General features: G+C 35.6%; 18 protein-coding genes. 6 read left to right on the top strand and 12 right to left on the bottom strand.

The genetic code is table 11. The annotated features are described in order from the left end of the window. Positions 1–30 precede the first annotated feature (30 nt). The 5 genes from EMTOL_RS02845 to EMTOL_RS02825 all read right to left on the bottom strand — a co-directional run bounded on the left by EMTOL_RS02845 (position 31) and on the right by EMTOL_RS02825 (position 4,221). Positions 31–690, bottom strand: coding sequence for a DUF2490 domain-containing protein (locus EMTOL_RS02845; protein WP_015027756.1), 660 nt, complete (start codon positions 688–690; stop codon positions 31–33). A 46-nt stretch (positions 691–736) separates the two neighbouring features. Then, positions 737–1,372 (bottom strand): DUF4956 domain-containing protein, encoded by a 636-nt coding sequence (locus tag EMTOL_RS02840; RefSeq protein WP_015027755.1) that lies wholly within the window; start codon positions 1,370–1,372, stop codon positions 737–739. Further along, entirely contained in the window at positions 1,341–2,141 is an 801-nt protein-coding gene (locus tag EMTOL_RS02835) for a polyphosphate polymerase domain-containing protein (RefSeq protein WP_015027754.1), read from the bottom strand. Before EMTOL_RS02835 ends, EMTOL_RS02840 begins: the two co-directional genes overlap by 32 nt. A gap of 30 nt (positions 2,142–2,171) precedes the next feature. Next, on the bottom strand, positions 2,172–2,645 hold the full coding sequence (locus tag EMTOL_RS02830; RefSeq protein ID WP_041693386.1) for a hypothetical protein: 474 nt from the start codon (positions 2,643–2,645) through the stop codon (positions 2,172–2,174). Positions 2,646–2,862: 217 nt separating this feature from the next. Next, a complete protein-coding gene (locus tag EMTOL_RS02825; protein ID WP_015027752.1) occupies positions 2,863–4,221 on the bottom strand; it encodes a CotH kinase family protein in 1,359 nt (452 codons plus the stop codon). 199 nt (positions 4,222–4,420) lie between these two features. On the opposite strand from EMTOL_RS02825, the gene EMTOL_RS02820 reads away from it, so the two are divergent. Beyond that, positions 4,421–5,170: a LytR/AlgR family response regulator transcription factor gene (locus EMTOL_RS02820; protein WP_015027751.1), complete on the top strand. Its 750-nt coding sequence runs from the start codon at positions 4,421–4,423 to the stop codon at positions 5,168–5,170. Between the two features lie 88 nt (positions 5,171–5,258). After that, positions 5,259–7,895, top strand: coding sequence for a TonB-dependent receptor (locus EMTOL_RS02815; RefSeq protein WP_015027750.1), 2,637 nt, complete (start codon positions 5,259–5,261; stop codon positions 7,893–7,895). 53 nt (positions 7,896–7,948) lie between these two features. Here EMTOL_RS02815 and EMTOL_RS02810 read toward each other — a convergent pair whose 3' ends face one another. Together EMTOL_RS02810 and EMTOL_RS02805 are read right to left on the bottom strand one after the other, a co-directional pair. After that, positions 7,949–8,404: a hypothetical protein gene (locus EMTOL_RS02810; RefSeq protein ID WP_052315337.1), complete on the bottom strand. Its 456-nt coding sequence runs from the start codon at positions 8,402–8,404 to the stop codon at positions 7,949–7,951. A 31-nt stretch (positions 8,405–8,435) separates the two neighbouring features. Next, a complete protein-coding gene (locus EMTOL_RS02805; RefSeq protein ID WP_015027748.1) occupies positions 8,436–9,245 on the bottom strand; it encodes an aminoglycoside 6-adenylyltransferase in 810 nt (269 codons plus the stop codon). A gap of 142 nt (positions 9,246–9,387) precedes the next feature. Between EMTOL_RS02805 and EMTOL_RS02800 the strand changes: the two genes are divergently transcribed. After that, a complete protein-coding gene (locus tag EMTOL_RS02800) occupies positions 9,388–10,929 on the top strand; it encodes a M28 family metallopeptidase (RefSeq protein WP_015027747.1) in 1,542 nt (513 codons plus the stop codon). Positions 10,930–10,994: 65 nt separating this feature from the next. Here EMTOL_RS02800 and EMTOL_RS02795 read toward each other — a convergent pair whose 3' ends face one another. From EMTOL_RS02795 to EMTOL_RS02780, 4 genes are all read right to left on the bottom strand, one after another. Next, on the bottom strand, positions 10,995–11,432 hold the full coding sequence (locus EMTOL_RS02795; protein WP_015027746.1) for a GNAT family N-acetyltransferase: 438 nt from the start codon (positions 11,430–11,432) through the stop codon (positions 10,995–10,997). Then, complete coding sequence (locus EMTOL_RS02790) at positions 11,433–11,861, bottom strand: GNAT family N-acetyltransferase (protein ID WP_015027745.1); 429 nt, start codon at positions 11,859–11,861, stop codon at positions 11,433–11,435. A 71-nt stretch (positions 11,862–11,932) separates the two neighbouring features. Next, positions 11,933–12,490, bottom strand: coding sequence for a DUF4256 domain-containing protein (locus EMTOL_RS02785; protein ID WP_015027744.1), 558 nt, complete (start codon positions 12,488–12,490; stop codon positions 11,933–11,935). 21 nt (positions 12,491–12,511) lie between these two features. Next, positions 12,512–12,928, bottom strand: a complete 417-nt coding sequence (locus EMTOL_RS02780; RefSeq protein WP_015027743.1) for a DUF1801 domain-containing protein — start codon at positions 12,926–12,928, stop codon at positions 12,512–12,514. Between the two features lie 327 nt (positions 12,929–13,255). Between EMTOL_RS02780 and EMTOL_RS21615 the strand changes: the two genes are divergently transcribed. Both EMTOL_RS21615 and EMTOL_RS02770 read left to right on the top strand, forming a co-directional pair. Beyond that, on the top strand, positions 13,256–14,239 hold the full coding sequence (locus EMTOL_RS21615) for a DUF922 domain-containing protein (protein WP_305953160.1): 984 nt from the start codon (positions 13,256–13,258) through the stop codon (positions 14,237–14,239). A gap of 101 nt (positions 14,240–14,340) precedes the next feature. After that, positions 14,341–16,626, top strand: coding sequence for a sialate O-acetylesterase (locus EMTOL_RS02770; RefSeq protein ID WP_015027741.1), 2,286 nt, complete (start codon positions 14,341–14,343; stop codon positions 16,624–16,626). A gap of 42 nt (positions 16,627–16,668) precedes the next feature. Here the strand turns inward: EMTOL_RS02770 and uvrC are convergent, their stop codons facing one another. Next, a complete protein-coding gene (uvrC, locus tag EMTOL_RS02765) occupies positions 16,669–18,483 on the bottom strand; it encodes an excinuclease ABC subunit UvrC (protein ID WP_015027740.1) in 1,815 nt (604 codons plus the stop codon). A 155-nt stretch (positions 18,484–18,638) separates the two neighbouring features. Here uvrC and EMTOL_RS02760 point away from each other — a divergent pair, with 155 nt between their 5' ends. After that, positions 18,639–20,912: a PQQ-dependent sugar dehydrogenase gene (locus tag EMTOL_RS02760; RefSeq protein WP_015027739.1), complete on the top strand. Its 2,274-nt coding sequence runs from the start codon at positions 18,639–18,641 to the stop codon at positions 20,910–20,912. The last annotated feature ends 12 nt before the right edge of the window (positions 20,913–20,924 follow it).

Here is a 20,924-nt window from a genome sequence, read left to right as displayed (position 1 = left end):
GTAATAGGGATTAGGTTGAATTTGGGTACTTTACTTGGCTTTGATGCCAAAAATGAAATTGATTCCTACGATATTTTTAGTGTCGGGATATTTTTTATTTACATCAGGCTGCCAAATGTAATAGAGATTTAAGCTTTTATTCTTCAGGTATTCGTAAGTTATTCCTGCACGATTTCTCCAAAAATCAGTTTCAAAAACTCCTTCATTATCATGCATGAATGTTTCGGTAGAAATACTAAAATCTAACTTTTTGCTTACTGCATATTTTAGACCTAATCTTGTACGCCAATATTTTTCGGCCGTACCTTCATCATCGCCAATGAAAGTTTGTTTTTGCGTTTGATAGGTTTCACGTAGTGAGAAAGTAATTCTTTTTACTTTATATTTTCCTTCGATATTACCCGCAAAACGGTGAAAATTTTCACCATTTATAATACCAAAACGATAGGCTGCTCCTACCGAAAGGTATTTGTTGATTTTTTTATCGCCTTCAAAGTAAAAGTATGAACCTCGATAATTGCTTGAATTTTCATTAAATTTAGCCCTGTATTCAGTTCCTAAACTCCAACCTTTCTTGAAATCAATGTCGAGTGAAATAGCAGGGCGAGTCTGAAAATCTACTTCCGATTTTTGGGCATAAGTACCAAGCGAAATTAATAATAGAGTAAATATTTTAAGATATTTTGTCATAAAGGAAATGTTTCAGTTTAAACTCACATGCTAATTGATATATAGATTAATCGAAATAGTAAATAGTCATTCTAGTAGCATCTTTCAGGAAGTCAATTTCTTGAATTTCTACACGATGTATATTCAAGCCTGTGCGTTTTTTCAAATCTTCTAATAAATCGGAGCGTCTTTCTGGTGTAATAAGGTTGATATTATCATAAATTAATGATTTAGTAAATTCCTTCTTTATTAACCAATTACTTTCTAAGAGAAAAGTAGCCAATAGAATTATACCATTGAGTAAAGTAAGTTCGTCCCAACCGCCTTTACTGATGGCTGATAGCAGACCTATAGCAATGACCAAGAAAAGGTAGGTCATATCTTTGGGCGAGATACTTTCGGTGCGGTAACGTAGCATTGAAAATACGGCAAATAAACCAAAAGCGGCACCCATTGACATTTCAACTTTATTAAGCAAATAAGTTATTAAGAAAATAACCAAGTTGAAGGCAAAAAACGTTAGATATTGATCGGCTTTTTTGTAGTTACGATAAAAAATAAGTCTAATAAGTACAAATACTGACAAGAGGTCGATGAATAGCCTCACAAAGAACTTATTGGAAAGTTTCTCGAACAATTCAAAAGAAGCTGTTTGAACAGATTGTAAAGTATCAGGCGATAGCGTTTGCTGTAAAAGATTCATATTGGAGTAAGGTTTTTGAAATTCTTCTTAGGTGTTTTTTGAAATTATTTTTCTTGATGTTTTCAAAGAGGCTAATGATACCGAAACAGTATTTACTAATTGAACCTGATTTTAAATGATGTTTTTTCAGAATATCAAGAATTGGTGATGCTCCCATGCGTTCTTGCTTGATTTCAGCGATGGCAATTTGAGCGAATTGTACTTCTTTAGAATTGTTCTTAAATGTTAGTTGTAAATCAATCGTAAGGCGTTCGGTTGTATGTTTGCTCACTAGTGTTAGTCGACTATAATTTACCCACATAATTCCTTGGAGATTTTCGGGGTTAAGTGGACTAATTCTACCAAGAAATGCCGAACTATCATCGGATAAGTAACTTTCGTTAATTCCATTGATTTTAATTCTTTTTTTGATGGTTCGACCGCGATTATTTTTCAGTTTCACCTCAAAAAACTGCAAATTAGAACCCACATAGTTTCTTGAACGAACTTTATAACGATTTTGCTTCCCTACTTGATGTTGATGGTATAGCGTTAAATCTTTTGTATCATAATAGAGCGTTTGATAAGGGCAAATACGTTCTTGATTAATCTCTAAAAGTCGGTAATGTTGTCTGGCATCAGCCAGAATAGTTGGCAATAAATTGAGTGGAATAAGATATTTTACATCAACTCTATCCATTAGCTTGACCTTTTCCATTTCTGTTAAAGCAATGGGGTCAAATAATTGGACTTCCTTTTTTATTTTTTCGAAAAAAACAGTTGTTGTCATTGTTTAGACATTGTTTTTTGAAGTTCAGGTCTAAAATTCATAAATGTATTTTTTGCTCTGGATTAATTTCCCGTTGGCATCATAGGTGCGTTTTTCACTTCTAAGTCCTTTATTATTAATTACATACGATGTTTTGGCAACTATGGTATTTTTTCCATCGTATTGTATTTCTTCAATTTTCTCTCCTTCGCCATTATATTTATACACTTCTTTACTAATTTGTCGGCCTGCGGAATCATAAACAATTTCTTCAGTTTTATTACCATCTTTGTTGAACTTATTGGCAGTTTTTGCCTTCAAAATGCCATTTTTATCATAATTTATTTCAAGAATAGTCTCGCCTTCTTTATCGAATTTTCTTACAACATCATTGTGTACTACTTCTTTACCATTTTCATATTCTAAGACTACTTCTGTAATGCCTTTTACACCATTTTTACGAATGTCTTTTTTCGACTGTGCCCAAAGACTGAATGGCATTAAAAGCAGGATTAGGATTTTCATATTACTTATTTTTATATTCACATGGTTTTTTAAAAGATACCAATCTGTAAAGATAATTGACTTAGATGGTTTTAATAGTTTGTATTTACCAACGGTTATTTTTCTTGATTTGTAGAGACTATTCTTTATTTAAAGCAATTTTGTCAAGAAAATCAGTTCATTAAATTAATGCAAAACGCATTATTTGAAACGTACAAATAAGTTTTGTATATATTTTTTATTTCAAGAAGCTGGCAACGGCCTGATTTCTACCAACTACGTGTTGTTTTAAAACTGGTAAAGCCGCTGTGAAACTGGCAGTATTGGTAAGATTTGAATATGGCTTTTCTTCTTTTTCTGTGCCATTTACATAAGGCGTAATCAAATTAGTGGCTTTATCGAAAAGTTCGTTCATTTTATTTGTAGTGAAAACGTTATCGTTAAAATCTTTTACATAGGCCTTGTATTTGACATAATAGATAGGGTCGTTGGCTACATAATTAATCAGTGGCCAACTATTGGCAACTCCTGCCAGCGATAACTGCACACGAGTTTGCGAAGTAAGAGCTTCATTGTTATCCCACGGAATCCACATGAGTTTTTTAGTTGAATGATTATATAGATAGTGATTATGTGCCATTCCGCCGTAAGTATCCCAGTTGACAAGCGTAGAATTAACCGCCAACCACTTGATAAAATGGTCCATATTAAAGACCTTTTCTAGGTTTTCTCGCCATTGGGTAGGGTTAGAAGTACGAGTAGAAGCGTTTAATGTGGTAATGACTGCTTGTATATCGCTCCAGTCGGCTGTATCTTCATTATTTTTCTTTTCGAATTGAGCTTGTGAAAAACTCTGAAATGTTGATTCTGGCTTATAAAGATTGCCTTTTTCTTCACCAAATTGAGCTTTGAGCATATTGTCTTCAATGGCCTCAATCATGGTATAAACACCACAGTATTTAAGTCCATCGCCAAAATTGATATATACTTTATAGAAGGACGTTTGTGCAGCAGGAATTCCAGCCATTCGGAAAATATCGGCTGTTACTTTTTCTCTAATCAAAGAATTATCCTTGAATGCGGGTGACATCGAAACTTCTTTGAAACCATAAAAGCGTTGGTCTTTAATTTCGGGGTACTTGTCTTCAAACTCATCGAATTGCATTCGAAAAGGGAGTTTATAAATACCACTACGCCAAATTGATGATAAACTTGAATTACCTTTGAGTCTGAAACCAACGTTATTCCATGTTTTATTATTGAACTTCATTGTTACAGATACATACTTAGGCTCTGTGGTACTATTTACACCGCCGGGGCCACCACCTTGATTGCCACCTGCACCAAAATCAGCACCTTTTACCGAAATCATATCGGTTTTAATTTCTTGCCAAGTTTGTTTGGTCATGATTATTTCAAGGGTATTTACTTTATCCTGAGGAAAGACGACATTATAGTCTGGGTCGGCATCATTACTGTGGCTTTCAGTTGTCCAGTCAGGATTGGTGCTAGTAGGAGTAATCGTTTCGGCGTTTTTCACACAGGCAGCTAAAAGCCAAATGGCCGCTGACATCAATAGGATTTTCGAAGGATTCATAAAGGTATCGTTAGTTTTCGGATATAGACGAAATAATGTATCAAAGCGTTGTTTTGATGCCTTTTTAGATAAAAAATTGCGTTTTAAATACAAAATCCTGTATTATAATTTGTTCTACGTAATTTTGTAACGCAAATTTTATTTCGCCAACACCGAAATTCTCTGTCTGAAAGCGGAAATCTCGATACTCAAATTGTCAATGAATATTCTTTTAGTAGAAAAAGATGAAAATAATTTAAAGCTAATGTTGCAGACAATAGCCGAAAATTATGCCATGGCACAAATTGAGCATTGTAGCACCAACGAAAACTTAAAGACTTTGCTTTGTTCGGGTGTAGCATTTGATTTAGCATTGTGTGAGGTAGAACTAGTTGATGGGCTTATTTTTGAGGTTTTTCAAGAAATTCATCCGAGTTTCCCAGTTGTTTTTATGTCGGCGTATGATAAGTATTGGTCGCAAGCCATGATTTTTAATGCCCTCGACTACTTGCGAAAACCTATTGGTAGAGAGGAAATTTTGAGAGTATTTGATAAATATGATGCACTGAAAAATCATTTTTTGAAGCGTTTTTCGGCCGATAATGTTTCAAAAAATAACAAAAGTGTTTTTCAAAAAGACCGCCTTATTGCTAAGAAAGGAACCAATTATTATGTAATTCCAACTCAAAATATTGCGTTTATTTACACCGAATCGAGAATTGTATTTTTAATAGACCAATCGGGCGAACGATATACGGTAGAACGAAGTCTGAGCGACCTTGAAGTGGAACTGCCAAGTCGAGATTTTTTTCGTGTAAACCGCAAATTTATTGTGCATATCAATGCCATTCTTAGCTTCAAACCTTCTTTTAAGGGTAAAATTGCTCTTGAACTTATGCACCTTGCAAAAGCTGAAGTAAGTATCAGCCAAGAAAATGCTACACAATTCAAAAAATGGATTGAGGAATAGAAATTAGTTTATAGCCATTTGTCAACGGTCAGCAGATATTTTATTGACCCTTGTTTTGTCTATTGCCTAAAAATTTAAACCAACGAAAATGAAAAAAACAATTACAACTTTTAGCAGTATTTTAATTTCACTATTTGCCTTTTCGGCATCTGCTCAACTCGATAGCGTACAAAAACTCAATGAAGTGGTTATTTCTGCTTCCAGAATCGAAGAAAATATCTTCAAAGCCCCTATTTCAGTTACCAAAATTTCGGCTTTACAATTACAAAATTCGCCTAATATCGAATTAATCTCATCTTTGGCCCGCTACAAAGGTATTGATGTCAATCAATCGAGTTGGTTTGTTACGAGCCTAAGTACACGCGGTTTTAATAGTGCTAAGGCCGAGCGTTTGCTGCAATTGGCTGATAATGTGGAGTTTATGTCGCCAACTTCGTCTCTCTATGGAGGTAACTGGATGGGAACTCCCGAATTAGACATAGATAATATCGAAGTTATTTACGGGGCTAATTCTGCATTGTATGGCTCGGGTGCATTGAATGGTGTTGTTTTGATGACTTCAAAAGACCCTTTTAAAAACCAAGGGCTTACGGTCTCGCTTCGTGGAGGTTCTCGCTTATTATTTGATACTCAAATTCGATATGCACAGGTTTTTGCCAAACGTTTTGCTTTTAAACTAAATGCCAATTTTATTTCAGCGAATGAATTTTTGGGTGAATCAGATGCGGCCATTAAGGCCAAAACAGCAGGTGGTTTGGCTGGTTCTGATGCGGCTAACAATGCTTATGGTTCGCCTTTTGGCTGGAATAAACTTAATTATTTTGGTGATATAGGCTCAACAATTACCGACCCTAATTTTACTAAATACAACGATGGAAAGCCTTATAGAATCTATATGCCGGGCTTTAAAGAAAGCGAAATATTAACGGCAAATGATGGTAATAAGTTTGGCTTTGGTGGTGATTTTAAAGCAGGAAATCTTCGTTTGAATCCTTCTTTGCATTTCAAAATTAATGATAAAACTAGGGCTTCTTATGAATACCGTAAGACATTCGGAAATGGTATTTTTCAAAGTACCAGCCGCTTTGCTTGGCGAGAAATGGAATATGATTTGCACAAATTTGAGGTGAAGAATGACCGTTGGTTTGTACGTGCCTATTCGGTTTATGATTATGGTGGAAAAGCCTATGAGTTGGGCGGTGTAGCCAATGCTTTACAGAATATGCGAATGACCAATCCTGCCAATGGAACGTATCCGACCATTGCTGCCAATTATTTTAATGCATGGAATCAGATTTTTGCTGCCGCTCGTGGTAATGGATTCTTAGGTGGTATGCTCGCTGGCGTCTATACACCCGATGGCGTAAATGGAGGTGTGCCTTTTGGCTTTAGTTTACCAGCGATACAAGGTGGACAAAGTATAGAAAATGCGGCAAAATTGGCTTTTAATCTCACCCAAAACCTTCAACTTAAGGCCAATCCTGTTGGAGTATCAAATTCAGTATTTCAGGCGGTCACTCAGAAAGTTGCCAATGGCATTGGAGATTTGAATATCAATGGAGCAACCATAAAAGGAGCAGCTTTTGCCAATAATGCCCGAAATATTGATTTCTCTGCTCAACGCGAATTTCGTCTCAAAACTACCAATATTGTACTCGGAGGGGCTTATCGTAAATATATTCTAAAATCGGGCGGTACTTTATTGATGGATGGCATTTATTCTCCATTAAATTCAGAGCAACGTAACCAGATAATTAACTGGGAAACAGGAGCTTATGGGCAAATTCAACAAAAGTTATTCGATGAAAAGCTAACGCTTGCTGCGGCTGCTCGGGTAGATGCATTTAAGAATTTCGACACAAAGTTTTCTCCACGTATTTCGGCAGTTTACGCAGCGGGCCGACATAATTTTAGAGCAAATTATGCTACTGCGTATCGGGCACCTGCCCAACTTGACCAATTCATTTACTTAGATTATGGTAGTATTTTATTAATCGGGAATACTCAAAATGGATTCAAAGGCCTAAACTCGGCGGGCACGGCTTCTTATGAAGTGTCAAAATTAGCTCCAGAAAAAATGAATTCATGGGAAGTGGGCTATAAAGCATTACTAAGTAAAGATTTACAAGTTGATTTGAGTTATTATCGAAGTTTATATAATGGCTTTATCGGAATTGTACGTTTCCAAGGGCGTGAAGATGGCGTGGTGCCAGCAGGTGATTTTGCCAAGAAAACAGGCGACTGGGCGAAGCCAGTCAGCGACCGTACTCGTGGAAGATTTATCCAAACTTGGGCTAATTTTGATAAGCCTGTCACGACACAGGGTGCATTTATTAGTGTAGATTACCGAGTAAATAAGCAAGTTAGTGTGTATGGAAATTATACATGGTCGAAAATATCAGATATTCAAGGTTTGATAGCTGGTTTTAATACGCCTACGCATAAGTTTAATATTGGGGTTAATGGAGTCTTAGCGAATGACTTAACATATGCCGTAAATTATCGCTGGAATAGTACTTATACTTATTTTATGCCTTTTGATGAGGGAGAAATTAAGGCTTTCGGAACACTTGATGCACAATTAAATTATCAAGTAAAACCATTGAAAACCACCTTTAGATTAGGTGGAACAAACTTGACGAATGCCAATGCCATAACAGTTTATGGTTCTGCACCAATCAGCAGAATTGTTTACGTGGGAGCAATTTTTGATTTGAAATATTGAGGTATATAAAGCATTTGTGCCTCATCTTTGAGATGAGGCACAAATGCTTTATATCATTTATCTGCACCACTTTTGTATAGCAATTTTTTATTGGCATCTTCCAAGGTATAAACTTCTTTATTTTGGCTAAGCGTATATTTATCGTTTTTCCAAAGACTAGTTTTAGCATCTTTATTCAAAATGACTGATGCTTTTTCACCCACTAAGAATAACTCAACTTGCTCTTTGGCTGAATCTGATTTGAAAACAGCAAAAGCCGAAAAGGATTTTTCTAATTCAGCGGCAACTGGGTCTAATCTTTGTCCTGATTCAAAGATTCTGATACAATCGTTTTTTAAGACTGACCACTGATAACCAGCTGAAGGCTTGCAGCCATGTTCATCGGTATCATTGCCAACTATCGGCGGTGATTGCTCGGCTTTGGTAGTATCTTGTTGTTGGGTATTATTAGTAGTTGAACAAGCCATAAGGGTAGTTATTAAGGTGAGAATAGAAAGAGTTTTTCGCATAATTGATTAGGTTTGAATAAAAAATAGGTAATTAATGATCGTTCATTTGCTTTATTTCTTCGAAATACTGCATCACTCTAAGTTCAGTTTCTTGCTGAAATTGTATTTCTGAGGAGAAAAGCTGAACTCGTAAATTTCGATAAATTTCAATGGCTTTTGATAAACTTTCTAATAAAGATTTTCGGTCATAACTTGGAATCGTTGCTTTCAAATCAGCAAAATCATTTTTGGTAATTTGTGTTTCAACTTTTCGAACTCCTCTCGGCAGGTTTTCATTTTTAATATGTAGAAGAGGCCCGAGCACCACCATTCGCATAAATCCCATAAAATCAAGAGCTTCGGTCAATTCACCACGTCCAATTTTGAGGAGGGCATAGTGCACCCAAATCCAGAATCTATCTTCTATCCACTGATAATCTGGATAAGGGAAATTGTAATGAGTATGTTCAATAATTTTTTGAAGTTGGTTGTCAGTATCGAGCAAAATAACAGGGTTTTCAATTCGATACGCAAACTCTTCTAATGTAACAAACTTAATATCTACGTGCAAAAGAGGTGAATCGTATAAACAAATCAGCACACGAGGTTCACCCACGTGTTCGCCCGTGAATCCCGATAAAAAATGCCCTAGACGTTTAGCGTAAGTGAGCATTAAATTTTTATCATGCGTGATTTTCTCTTTTGTTACTAAAACCAAATCAAGGTCTGAAAATTGATCAATTTCATTTGTAATCCAAGAACCAGCTGCGGCTAGTCCAATGATAGAACTATCATCTTTTAAAACTTCAATACAATTTTGTGCAAAGGCTTGTTGTATGTTCATTTCAAATGTTATTTGCATTATATTCAAAGTTAAGAAAAATATACACAAATCAGCTTTTATGCTTTGTTAATCGCTTTATCAAGCTAATTAATCTCAAATTTTTGAGGCTATCGAATATTACTTATATCTTTATCACACAACAAACTGAACTTATCTATATATGAAAAAACTCCTACCTCTTATTGCCATTAGTATGTTTTCTGTGGCTACTGTCAAAGCCCAAGAAGAAAAAATCGACTTAGAAATGACGAAGAAGATTCGTCAAGAAGGCCTTCAAAAATCAAAAGTAATGGATATTGCTTTTAATCTTACTGATGTTAATGGCCCACGTCTTCAGGGGTCTCCAGGTTATATGAAAGCTGCTAATTATGCGAAAAACAAACTCTCAGAATGGGGTTTAGAAGATGCAAAATTAGAAGCATGGGGTGAATTTGGGAAAGGCTGGGAATTGAAGAAAAGCTACATTGCCATGACCGAACCTTATTATCGACCATTAATAGCGTATCCAAAAACTTGGACGGCTGGAACTAAGGGGAAATTGAAATCAGCAGAAATTTTATTGATTGACGAAACCGATACGCTTGGACTAGAAAATTATCGTGGAAAACTTAAAGATAAAGTTATTTTACTTTATAAAAACGATAAAATTCAACCTTCATTCAAACCAGATGCTACACGTTATACAGATGAAGAGTTAGAGAAAATGGCAAGTGCCTCAGCAACAGCCACCACTCAACCAGATACTGCTTTTCGTTCAATGATGCAGGCGATGCGTAGAACGAATATGCTTTCTACAAAAACTAAAGATATGGCAAAGAAAGAAGGAGCTTTGGCACTTTTGAGCATGAGTGCAAGAGGTAAAGATGGTACGTTGTTTGTCTCAGGTGGTGGCTCTTATAAAGCCAACGAGCCAGAAGGTTTACTCGATATTATGCTTACAGCCGAAGATTATCTTTCGCTTTGTAGATTAACCAAAGCGGGCATTCCTGTAAAATTAGAATTAGACGTAAAAACGAAGTTTTATACTGAAGACTTAAGAGGCTATAATGTTTTGGCTGAAATTAAGGGCACAGACCCTAAATTGAAAGAAGAGGTTGTGATGTTGGGTGCTCACCTTGATTCGTGGCAAAGTGCAACAGGTGCTACAGATAATGCTGCTGGTTCGGCAGTTATGATGGAAGCTGTAAGAATCTTGAAAACCTTGAATGTACAACCTCGTCGTACGATTAGAATAGCTCTTTGGAGTGGCGAAGAACAAGGACTTTGGGGCTCAAGAAATTATGTAAAAAATCATTTAGCAGATGCCAATGATTCTAAGAAAAGCAATGCAGAAGGCGAAAAAGTAGCGGCTTATTTCAATGTAGATAATGGTACTGGAAAAATCAGAGGTATTTATTTGCAAGGCAATGAAGCTTGTCGTCCGATTTTTACTAAGTGGTTTGAGCCATTCCATGATTTAGGAGCAAAGACCGTTACGATAAGAAATACTGGCGGTACTGACCACTTGTCATTTGTTGGTGTTGGAATTCCAGGTTTTCAGTTCATTCAAGATGAAATTGAATACAATACTCGTACTCACCATACAAACATGGATTCTTATGACCACCTTCAGCCTGAAGATTTGAAACAAGCCGCAACTATTGTAGCATCATTTGTATATAATGCAGCTATGCGAGATGAAAAATTACCAAGAAAAAAATAAAAATCAGAAACGATTGAATGATAAAAGCCACCTTATTTTAAGGTGGCTTTTTATTTCTATTACTTTTAAAGTCGCATTTTTAAAATAGGATAGGGCTTCCCACATCCATCAAGAGGGGTTCGGTCGAAAATTTTAAAACCTATTTTTTTGTAGAATTTTATGGCATTTTCATTGTCTTCATTGACTTCTACTTCATTGACTTTTAGCTCGTTAATGGCAAAGAGTGTGAGTTGTTTTCCTAAACCTTTTCCAATATAATTGGGGTTTAAAAAAAGCATTTCGAGTTTATTTTCGGCAACTCCCATAAAAGCAATGAGTTCATCAGTTGCAGTAAATGAGCAATACACATCAAATTCATTGAAATTGATGCCTTCTACCAAAGATTTATAAAAAAGAATATCCTCTTCACTCAAAAAATGGTGCGTAGCCCTTACCGAACTTTCCCACACTTTAATGAGTTCTTGTCGGTAATTATCAGTGTATTTTTTTAATTGAAAATCCATTTAAAGAGACATTTTATATACATTAGTTTCTTTCCTACTAAATCCAACGCGTGGGTAGAGTCTATTAGCTGCTTCACGAGTAGGATTAGATGTGAGCATCAGTAAACTAACTTCTTTTGATTTCACAAACTCAATGGCATGCTGAACTAGCTTTTCTCCCAAACCTTGCCCACGAGCGATATCATCCACTACCACATCTTCAATCCAAGCTTTTTTTCCAGTAGGGCTATAATAAATACCTACTGTAAGCATACCCAAAATATTTTCAGCCTCATCAAAAGCCAAAAATAAATGACTATTTTCTGAATGAATGAGGGCATCTAAAGTTTCAGTTGAAATGGTATATGGTGAACTAACTAATAAATCAATAAAATGTTGAACAGCAGTGTGTATCGTGGGCGAAGACGCAATAATTTCTCTGATTATCATAGTTAAAAATAGTTAGATTATGTATATGGAAAAACACAATTTATACATTGGTTATAGATAAAAATAAGTCTTTATACCCTCAAAAAACCGCGAAACCCTCTTGAGGCATAATATGATTCAGCACCATTGTGGTAAACAAATACATTCCCATAACGATAATCGGCAAATAATGCTCCACCTAGCTTACGAATATTGTCGGGGGTTTCTATCCAACTCGAAGTTTTAGCATCAAAATGCCCTAGTGTTTGCAAGTATCTATATTGTTGTTCATTCAAAATTTTAATGCCTATTTCTTCAGCCATATCGAGAGCGTTATTGGCAGGTTTATACTCTTTCCGTGATGCTAAAGCTTTGGCATCATAGCACACACTTCTCCGTCCTTTGGGCGATTCGGCCGAACAGTCGAAGAAAATATATTCATCAGTTTGGGCATCGTAATCAACCACATCAGGCTCACCACCTGTGGTTTCCATTTCATCGAGCGACCAAAGTTTTTCAGGGTTAGCCTCTAATTTTGCTTGGATTTTTGCCCAATCAAGTGCTTGATGTCGGCTAATGTTTTTCTCAAATCGAGTTTTTAGGATTTTTAATAAAACCTGCTGTTGTTCGATTGGTAATTGCTTTTTCATAGTATTTTTTTTGAGGAAATTTTAACCGTGTATTTCTTTGTTATAATTCACCGCAATATCAATCAATTCATTCAGTACTTCAAGATTTATATGACTTAGTTTTTTTATATAAATACAACCTTTGCCAGATTTGGTTTTGCCTAATTTGGTGAGTAAGGACTCTCTTTGGTCAGGTGGCAAATAAACGTACAAGGAAATGGCGGCTGCTCTCGGAGAAAAAGCGACAATTGGAGCATTACCTTCGTGTCCACTTGGATATTTATAATGATAACTACCAAATCCGATAATGCTTGCTCCCCACATTTTAGCTTGGAAGCTAGTCTGTTTTTCAAATATTTCTACTAATTGAGTACTATCATTTCGCTTCAACTCATCACTAATTCGATTAATGAAGTCGGTAACATCGGCGGTATTTTCGGTAGTTTTATTAGTAGCCATCGTTTGAAGAAGAATATGTAAGTTAGATTCTTTAGGAAATTTAAACAAAAAAGTTTTACATTTCAATGTTAACTCTTCTATTTGTAATTTTGGTTAGTGCCATTTAATAATAGATTTTTAAGAGGCCGTTTATACAATTAAAATATAAATTCATCTTAATTTATAAATCAAATACTTGAGTATTTTTGTTATCATCAATAAGAATAAAAGTATCTGTTCTCCAACAAGCAGGATTTAATATAAACGATGAAAGTTTTATGGCACTTATTATTTACTTGTTTGCTCTTTAGTAAACCGCTTTTTGCACAGAGGCAAATCAATGTAAATATGGCAAAAGTTGATTTTAAACCTTCTTTCACCATAAATGGAGTAAAAGATGCTAGGCTAGATAAAGGAAATATTGGAATTATCATTAGTTCTTCAACTCAAACCGAATCACTACAGTTACAAGGAGGCTTAGAATATAATCTGAAAAGAGCATTTACTCAAACAATTCCTCAAACAGACCTACCTTTACATTTGATAATAAAAATTCTTGAATTAAGATTTACAGAAACAAAACTTCCCAATGGTAATATTTCTGGACACGTGAGTATTCAACTTGCATTTGATCGAATAGGAAAGAAAGATACCGTTCAATTAACTGAGACAACTACAAGTACTTCATATATCAGGTCAAACTACTTGATGGATAATAAACAATATGAAGGCATTTTGAATAAATTATTGACCAAATCGCTGGAGTATTTTGATAAGTGGTTGTTGGTGAATGGAACAAAACATGAGGCTTTAGTGAAGGGAATAAAGATGATATTTTTGCCAGAAACTGATGTGAATGATTCAGATACGATTTACTATCATACTCGGAAAATCACTTGGGATGATTTTAGAGGAAAACCATCTAATAGTAGATATGGAGCGGCAATATTTGCCAATTTTGCCTATAGTGCTAGTTTTGAGGTTATTGATGGCTATATTGTTGCAAAAATTGCTACTAAAACATACATGGTTCGAGGTATGTCATGGGTGATACCACCTTCATTAAATGATTATGCATTGGCACATGAGCAATTACACTTCGACATTGCCAAACTTGTTGCCGAGCGTTTCAAAAAGAAAGTTTCAACGATGCAAGCTGATTTAATTATCGACCTAAACAGTATGATTCAATATGAATATTTAGAATCATATCGAGACATGAATCGATTACAAAAACAATATGATACTGAAACCAATCACAGTATTATTCGTTCTGCACAAATGCTTTGGGAGCAAAAAATACAAGCATGGCTCAAAGAAATTGAAAACTAATAGGTACTAATTCTTGAAATAGTACAAAATTTTGAAATAAAATTTTAAGAAAATATTTATATTTGCACCGAAATTTCCTAACAAAAACACAGGATTGACTGATGCGAGAGCTTGTTTTGTTTTTTTCTTTATTGTTTATTAATATTAATGGATATTCTCAAATAACTATTAATTTACCACTATCAAGGAGTGTTTTCCAGCGAGATAAAAATAATAGTTCTATTATTTTTATTACTGGTCAATATGAAGATGTTGTTGAAAGGATAGAAGCTAGACTTGTTCCTATAAAAACTGGGCAAGGTGTAGCTACCGACTGGACTATAATTGCAGATAAACCGAAGTATGGTACCTTTACGGGTTCATTAAAAGGTGCCGGAGGTTGGTATGAATTACAAGTAAGAGGTTGGAAAAATGGGGCAGTGGTTAGTCAAAAATCGGTTGATAGAGTAGGTATTGGCGAAGTATTTTTAATTGCCGGACAATCTAATGCAGAAGGGAAAAGAAATTTTGGAGAAACAGCATCTGTCGATGACCGTGTTAATTGCTTTAATTATCAAAAGATAGATTTTCTTGATGAAATTCCCCCTTTTCAAGCTTTTTCTCATATAGAATTGAGCTCATCAATTGCCCCAAGAGGGCAAGGCTCTTGGTGTTGGGGTGAATTAGGAGATTTGCTCGCTAAACGTCTCAATGTACCAATTTTATTTTTTAATGCCGCCTACGAGGGCTCCAGTATTGAAAACTGGTATAGTAGTTCAATAGGTGTTGCAACTAAGCATCCGTTTTTTCAATTTACTTATCCAAACAATACGCCCTATTCATACCTGCGGATTTCGCTACAATATTATATCTCACAAATGGGTTTACGCTCAGTTTTGTGGGAGCAAGGTGAGGCAGAAGCAGAGTTGAAGACTACCCAAGATTATTATGCAAATGCCCTCAAAAAAGTCATAGAGAAAAGTCGACTCGATGCTGGTAAGAAGATAAGTTGGATGATTACTCGCACGTCACTCTATAAAATAGATCAATTATATCCGTCTGTTGTAAGTGCACAAAACAGTTTGATAAACCCAGCAGACTATATCTTTGAAGGGCCATTCACAGATTCTATCCAAGTGCCTCGTCCTGAGGGAGTTCATTTTACTAATGAAGGAATTTCAAACTTGGCAAAGGCATGGGATGCTAAAATGAATACGCAGTTTTTCAATCAATCTGTGCCATTTTTGCCTTCACCAATTTTATCTTTGAATGCTTCATGTTTGAGCAATGATAAAGTAACTCTAAGCGTTTCCAATGCATATACCGCCCAGCAGTGGTCAAATAATTTGATGGCTAATACACTTACAGCTTCAACGGGTTCATACAGCACCATCGTAAGAGACCAAACTGGTAATTACTCATTCACAAATACGATTGATGTAAAGAAAGTTTTTCCATCAGTTAAGCCATTTGCATACACTAAAATTAGTCCACAATTTTGTGAAGGAACTAGCACAGATTTATTGACTGATACCCCAGATTATACTTCTTTTCTTTGGAGTAATGGTGAATCAAAAAAGCAAATTACCGTAAAGTCATCAGGTTCATTTAGTGTACGAGGAATAGATGCTAATGGATGTGCTTCACCAGAATCAAACGCAATTGTAACCCAAGTTTTGCCTTTACCGGGGAAGCCCGTAATTTATCAGAGTGATTTAGCTGTTTGTGAAGGGAATTCTGTGACACTCGCCTCTACTAGTTTGAAGGAAAATATATGGAGCAATAATGAGGTAGCTCCAGTGATAACCATTCGGGCTGCGGGTGATTATAAGTTTACTGTAAAGGCAAAAGATGAAAATGGTTGTTATTCGGTTGATTCTGAGCCTGTTACTTTTTCAATAAAACCTCGACCTGAGGCACCGGAAATTGTGCAAGTGGGAGCTTTCACGCTCCAAGCAAAGCAAAAAATAGAAATCGGCGATTTAGCTTATGAGTGGAAAAGAGATAATGAAGTATTGAATAACAAAACTGCTTTTTTGAAAGCTACAACACCAAGTTTCTTTACAGTAACTGCATTAAAAAACTATTCAGTACCCAATAAAACACTTACTTGTCGTTCGAACCTTTCGGGGGCTTATTCATTTATTCCTGACCCTACAATTACTGATATAATCATTTATCCGATACCTACTACTAATGGTATAATTACACTTGAGGCAAAAGATAATATTTCGGATATAATTTTAACTATTTACAATTTAAAAGGGGAACTTGTTTATTTTAATTCTATACCTACTTTATCAGAACGAAGAGTGGTAGATTTATCAAGTTTATCAGCAGGGAAATACATAGCAAAAATTACACACGGTGCTTTTGTGGAAACTAAAAATTTATTTATCCAGAAATAAATAATTTGGGGATATAGAAATTCATTCAATATCCCCAAATTCCTAACTTTCTTTCTCTAAAAAATCTCTCAATCGGTGAGTTTTATCTTTTCCAATTAATTTTATTAAATCTTCTTCAGGAGCATTTTTAATGTTCGAAATGGTTTTATATTGTTTCAAAACCTTCGTGGCGGTTAGTTTTCCAATGCCTTCGGCACTTTCTAGGCTACTTACCAAAAAGTTTTTGCTGCGTCGGTCACGATGGTGTGTGATACCAAAGCGGTGAGCTTCATCACGGCAGCGTTGAATAAGTTTTAAAGACTCCGATTTTTTATCTATGTACAGAGGAAGCGTATCTTCAGGGAAATATATTTCTTCTAATCTTTTGGCAATTCCGATAATTGGAATTTGCCCATAAAGTCCGATTTCTTTCAAAGCTTCACAAGCTGCCGAAAGCTGCCCTTTACCACCATCAATGATAATAAGGTCAGGTAAATCGGCTTTTTCTTCTATTAGCCTACTGTATCTTCTGCCAACTACTTCTTTCATCGTGGCAAAGTCATTAGGCCCTTGCACAGTTTTCGGAATATAATGTCTATAATCACGAACTGAAGGTTGACCATTGATGAAACATACCATAGCCGAAACTGGATTAGTTCCTTGGATATTCGAGTTATCGAAACACTCAATGTGGCGAGGAATATTTTTTATTTGTAAATCCTGCTTTAATTTAATTAAAATACGGTCTCGTTTGTTGGTTGCTCCACTAGCTGCGATGGCCTCTCTTTCGGCTTTTTCACGTTGGAAATACATCACGTTTTTTAATGACATATCCATTAACTTGCGTTTATCTCCAATTTGTGGTACGGCTATTTCGGCTTTTAAATCAATTTCAATAGGAATATTGGTAATGATTTCTTTCGATTCACTTTCATAGGTTTGGCGAAGTTCAACGATAAGCATAGTCAAGATTTCGTCTTGAGTTTCATCGAGTTTCTTTTTTACCTCTAAAGTTTGACTCTGTGTAATTGTACCGTTAATTACTTTTAGGTAATTAATATAGGCTGAACTTTCATCAGCAACAATACTAAATACATCTAAATCTTTGATTGATGGATTTACAACGGTTGCTTTACTTTGGTAATTCTGCAAGAAATCAAGTTTTAGCTTATATTGATGTGCTTCTTCGAAAGCCAATTTAGCGGCCGAATCTTGCATTTTTTGAGCAAAATATTGCTTTGCAGGGGCAATATTTCCCTTCAAAATGTGGTGTACTTGCTCAATTTCTTTGTTGTAATCTTCTTCTGTTTGTCGATTTTCACAGGGGCCTTTACAGTTTCCGATATGGTATTCTAAGCAGATTTTATATTTTTTTGAAGCAACATTTTCTTCCGATAAATTTAAAATACAAGTCCGAATCGTATAAAGTTGACTAAACATTTCGAGTAAAGCATACATGGCTTTTGAATTGACAAATGGGCCATAGAGTTTACCTTTTGCTTTATCATCCATGCGGCGAGTAGTGATTACCCTTGGAAAACGTTCGTTTGTTACGCACACAAATGGATACATTTTATCATCTCGTAATAAAATATTAAAACGAGGCTGATGTTTTTTGATAAGTGTATTTTCGAGTAAAAGGGCATCATATTCTGTTGGAACAATCGTAAATTCTAGCTTCCGAATATTGACAACTAAGCGGCGTGTCTTGCGGTCATGGCGGCTAAAATTGTAGAAATAACTACTTACTCGATTTTTTAGGTTTTTTGCCTTTCCTACGTAAATAATCTCATCGTTTTCATCAAAATAGCGATAAACACCCGGCTCTTCAGGCAGTTGTGGTAATACAGATTTATAATCAAAGGTAATTTCTGACATAAACTTTTGGGCTTTTGGTGCCTCTCAAAATTTGAGAGACTTAATAAATAACAAAAATAAATGATTTTACGGTTCAATATTTTTTTAGTGGCTCTTTGTTTGAAAACATAATGGCTAATTTTGCTTTGTAGTTTACTAAATTTATACAAGCTGTTATGATTAAAAAAGTATTTTATTCAATCTACTTCTTTGTTCAACTTTCTTATGTAATAACTTTTGCTCAACCCTCTGGTTTTATAGATGAGGTAATTTCTGAAAATTGGACTATTCCCACAGGGCTCACTTTTGATGCTAACGGAAGAATGTATGTTTGGGAAAAAGGAGGAAAAGTTTATATAGTTGAAAATGGTATAAAATCCTCGAAACCCATCATTGATATTTCGGAAGAAGTTTTAAACTACGGTGACCATGGCCTAAATGGTTTTGCCCTTGACCCAAATTTCCTGAAAAATGGTTATGTTTATTTAATGTATGCAGCCAAACGTAATCATGTTTTAAACTTCGGAACTCCCGCCTACGACCCTAATGCTGAAACGCTATTTCAGACCACCATTGGGCGAATTACTCGATATACACTGACTGCTTCTAGCAATTTTATGGAATTAGATACTAATTCTCGTAAAGTTTTGCTTGGAGAGACTCCCTCAACGGGAATACCTATTTTAGTTGATAATCATGGTGTAGGAACTTTAGCTTTCGGTTTGGACGGAAGTCTATTAGCTAGTACAGGTGATGCTGCTCTGGCTGTTGATGGGGTAGTAGATGATACAAAAAATGATTGGTTTTTGGAAGCGATAAAGTTAGGTTTCATCAAACCCGAAGAAAATATTAATGCGTATCGGAGTCAATATTTAAATGCTTTGAATGGTAAAATCTTAAGAATTGACCCCGCAACTGGAAATGGAATTTCATCAAATCCATTTTACGATGCGGTTAATCCTCGTTCGCCCAAATCAAGAGTTTGGAGTTATGGTTTAAGGAATCCTTTTAGATTTTCTTTTAAACCCAATACAGGCAGTCCTAATATTGCAGATGCTAACCCTGGCATAATTTACATGGGTGATGTGGGTTGGTTTCATCGAGAAGAAATCAACATTGCGGCCAAAGGTGGTTTGAATTTTGGTTGGCCAATTTACGAAGGCATTGATTTTTTGAACAAAGCCTACCAGGATAGTAAGTTTTTTCCTACAAATCATCAGAAACCAATCATTGATTGGCGTGGTACTTTTGCCCAAGGCATCGTAGATGGCGATGCCTTTGCCGTAGGTTCGCCCCAGTTTAAGGGAAATAAGTTTTCTGGAAATTCCTCAATTGGTGGATTATGGTATAATTACCAACAATTTCCGAGAGAATATCAGAACCTTTATTTTCAAGGCGATTATGAAGGTTGGATAAAAGCTTTTAGATTTGATACAAAGGGTAATCCAACCGAAGTGATTGATTTTGTGAGTGGGGTGCACCCAACCTCTTTTGCCATCAACCCAAAAGATGGAGCCATTTATTATACCAACTATTTTTACCCAAATATTCAAGAAATTCGTCGATTATCTTATAATCCTAATGCTAATCGCCGCCCAACGGTGGTGCAATCGGTTTCGCCCAATTTTGGTAAATCTCCGCTAACCGTAAACTTTCGAGGGAGCGATTCAAAAGACCCAGAAGGAACCGCACTAAAATATGAATGGAATTTTGGCGATGGACAAACGTCTTCTGAAGCTAATCCGAGCCACACTTATCAATCAACGGGAAAAGTAGCTACTTTTGTGGCTACTGTAAAAGTTACCGATGAAGCAGGCTTATCTTCTTCAAAATCTATCAACGTTTTTGTTGATAATACGCCTCCGCAAATATTGAGTACAAGTCTTGATAAGGTAGAGTTTTTTGATAATGCTAAAGATTTTCCGATAACGCTCAATGCTCAGGTAAGCGATGCAGAACATCCACAAGAGCAATTGAATTATTTGTGGTCGGTTTTATTGTATCATGATGACCACATTCATTTCATTACTTCTTCTTATAAGCCAACTGGCGAGACAACTTTAGGCGTTGTACCTTGCGATGCTCAAACCTATTTCTACAAAGTAACTCTAACAGCTACAGACCCAGAAGGCCTAAGTTCAACTTATGAAAAAACGATTAAGCCTATTTGTGGACTTTTAAGTACCTCCCCAGAGCAAATAGACTTAAGTGTGGCTCCCAACCCAACCCAAAACTCGATAGATATATTTCCTTTAAGTAGTTTTATGAACAAAACTCTTAAAGTAAGTCTTTTGTATACTGATGGAGGTTTAATGATGGAAAAAGAAGGTTTTTGGCCAGAAATAAAGCCGTTACTCGATTCAAAACTTGTCAATGCCGAAAGAGGCTTGTATTTACTTAGAATTGAAACCGATAACTTCTCTAAAACTTTCAAAGTCATTAAAAACTAATAAAACCCACCA

This window comes from Emticicia oligotrophica DSM 17448, from assembly GCF_000263195.1.
Taxonomy (GTDB): Bacteria; Bacteroidota; Bacteroidia; order Cytophagales; family Spirosomataceae; genus Emticicia; species Emticicia oligotrophica.
Note: the sequence above shows the minus strand (reverse complement) of the source record. Positions and strands in the feature narration are given on the sequence as shown.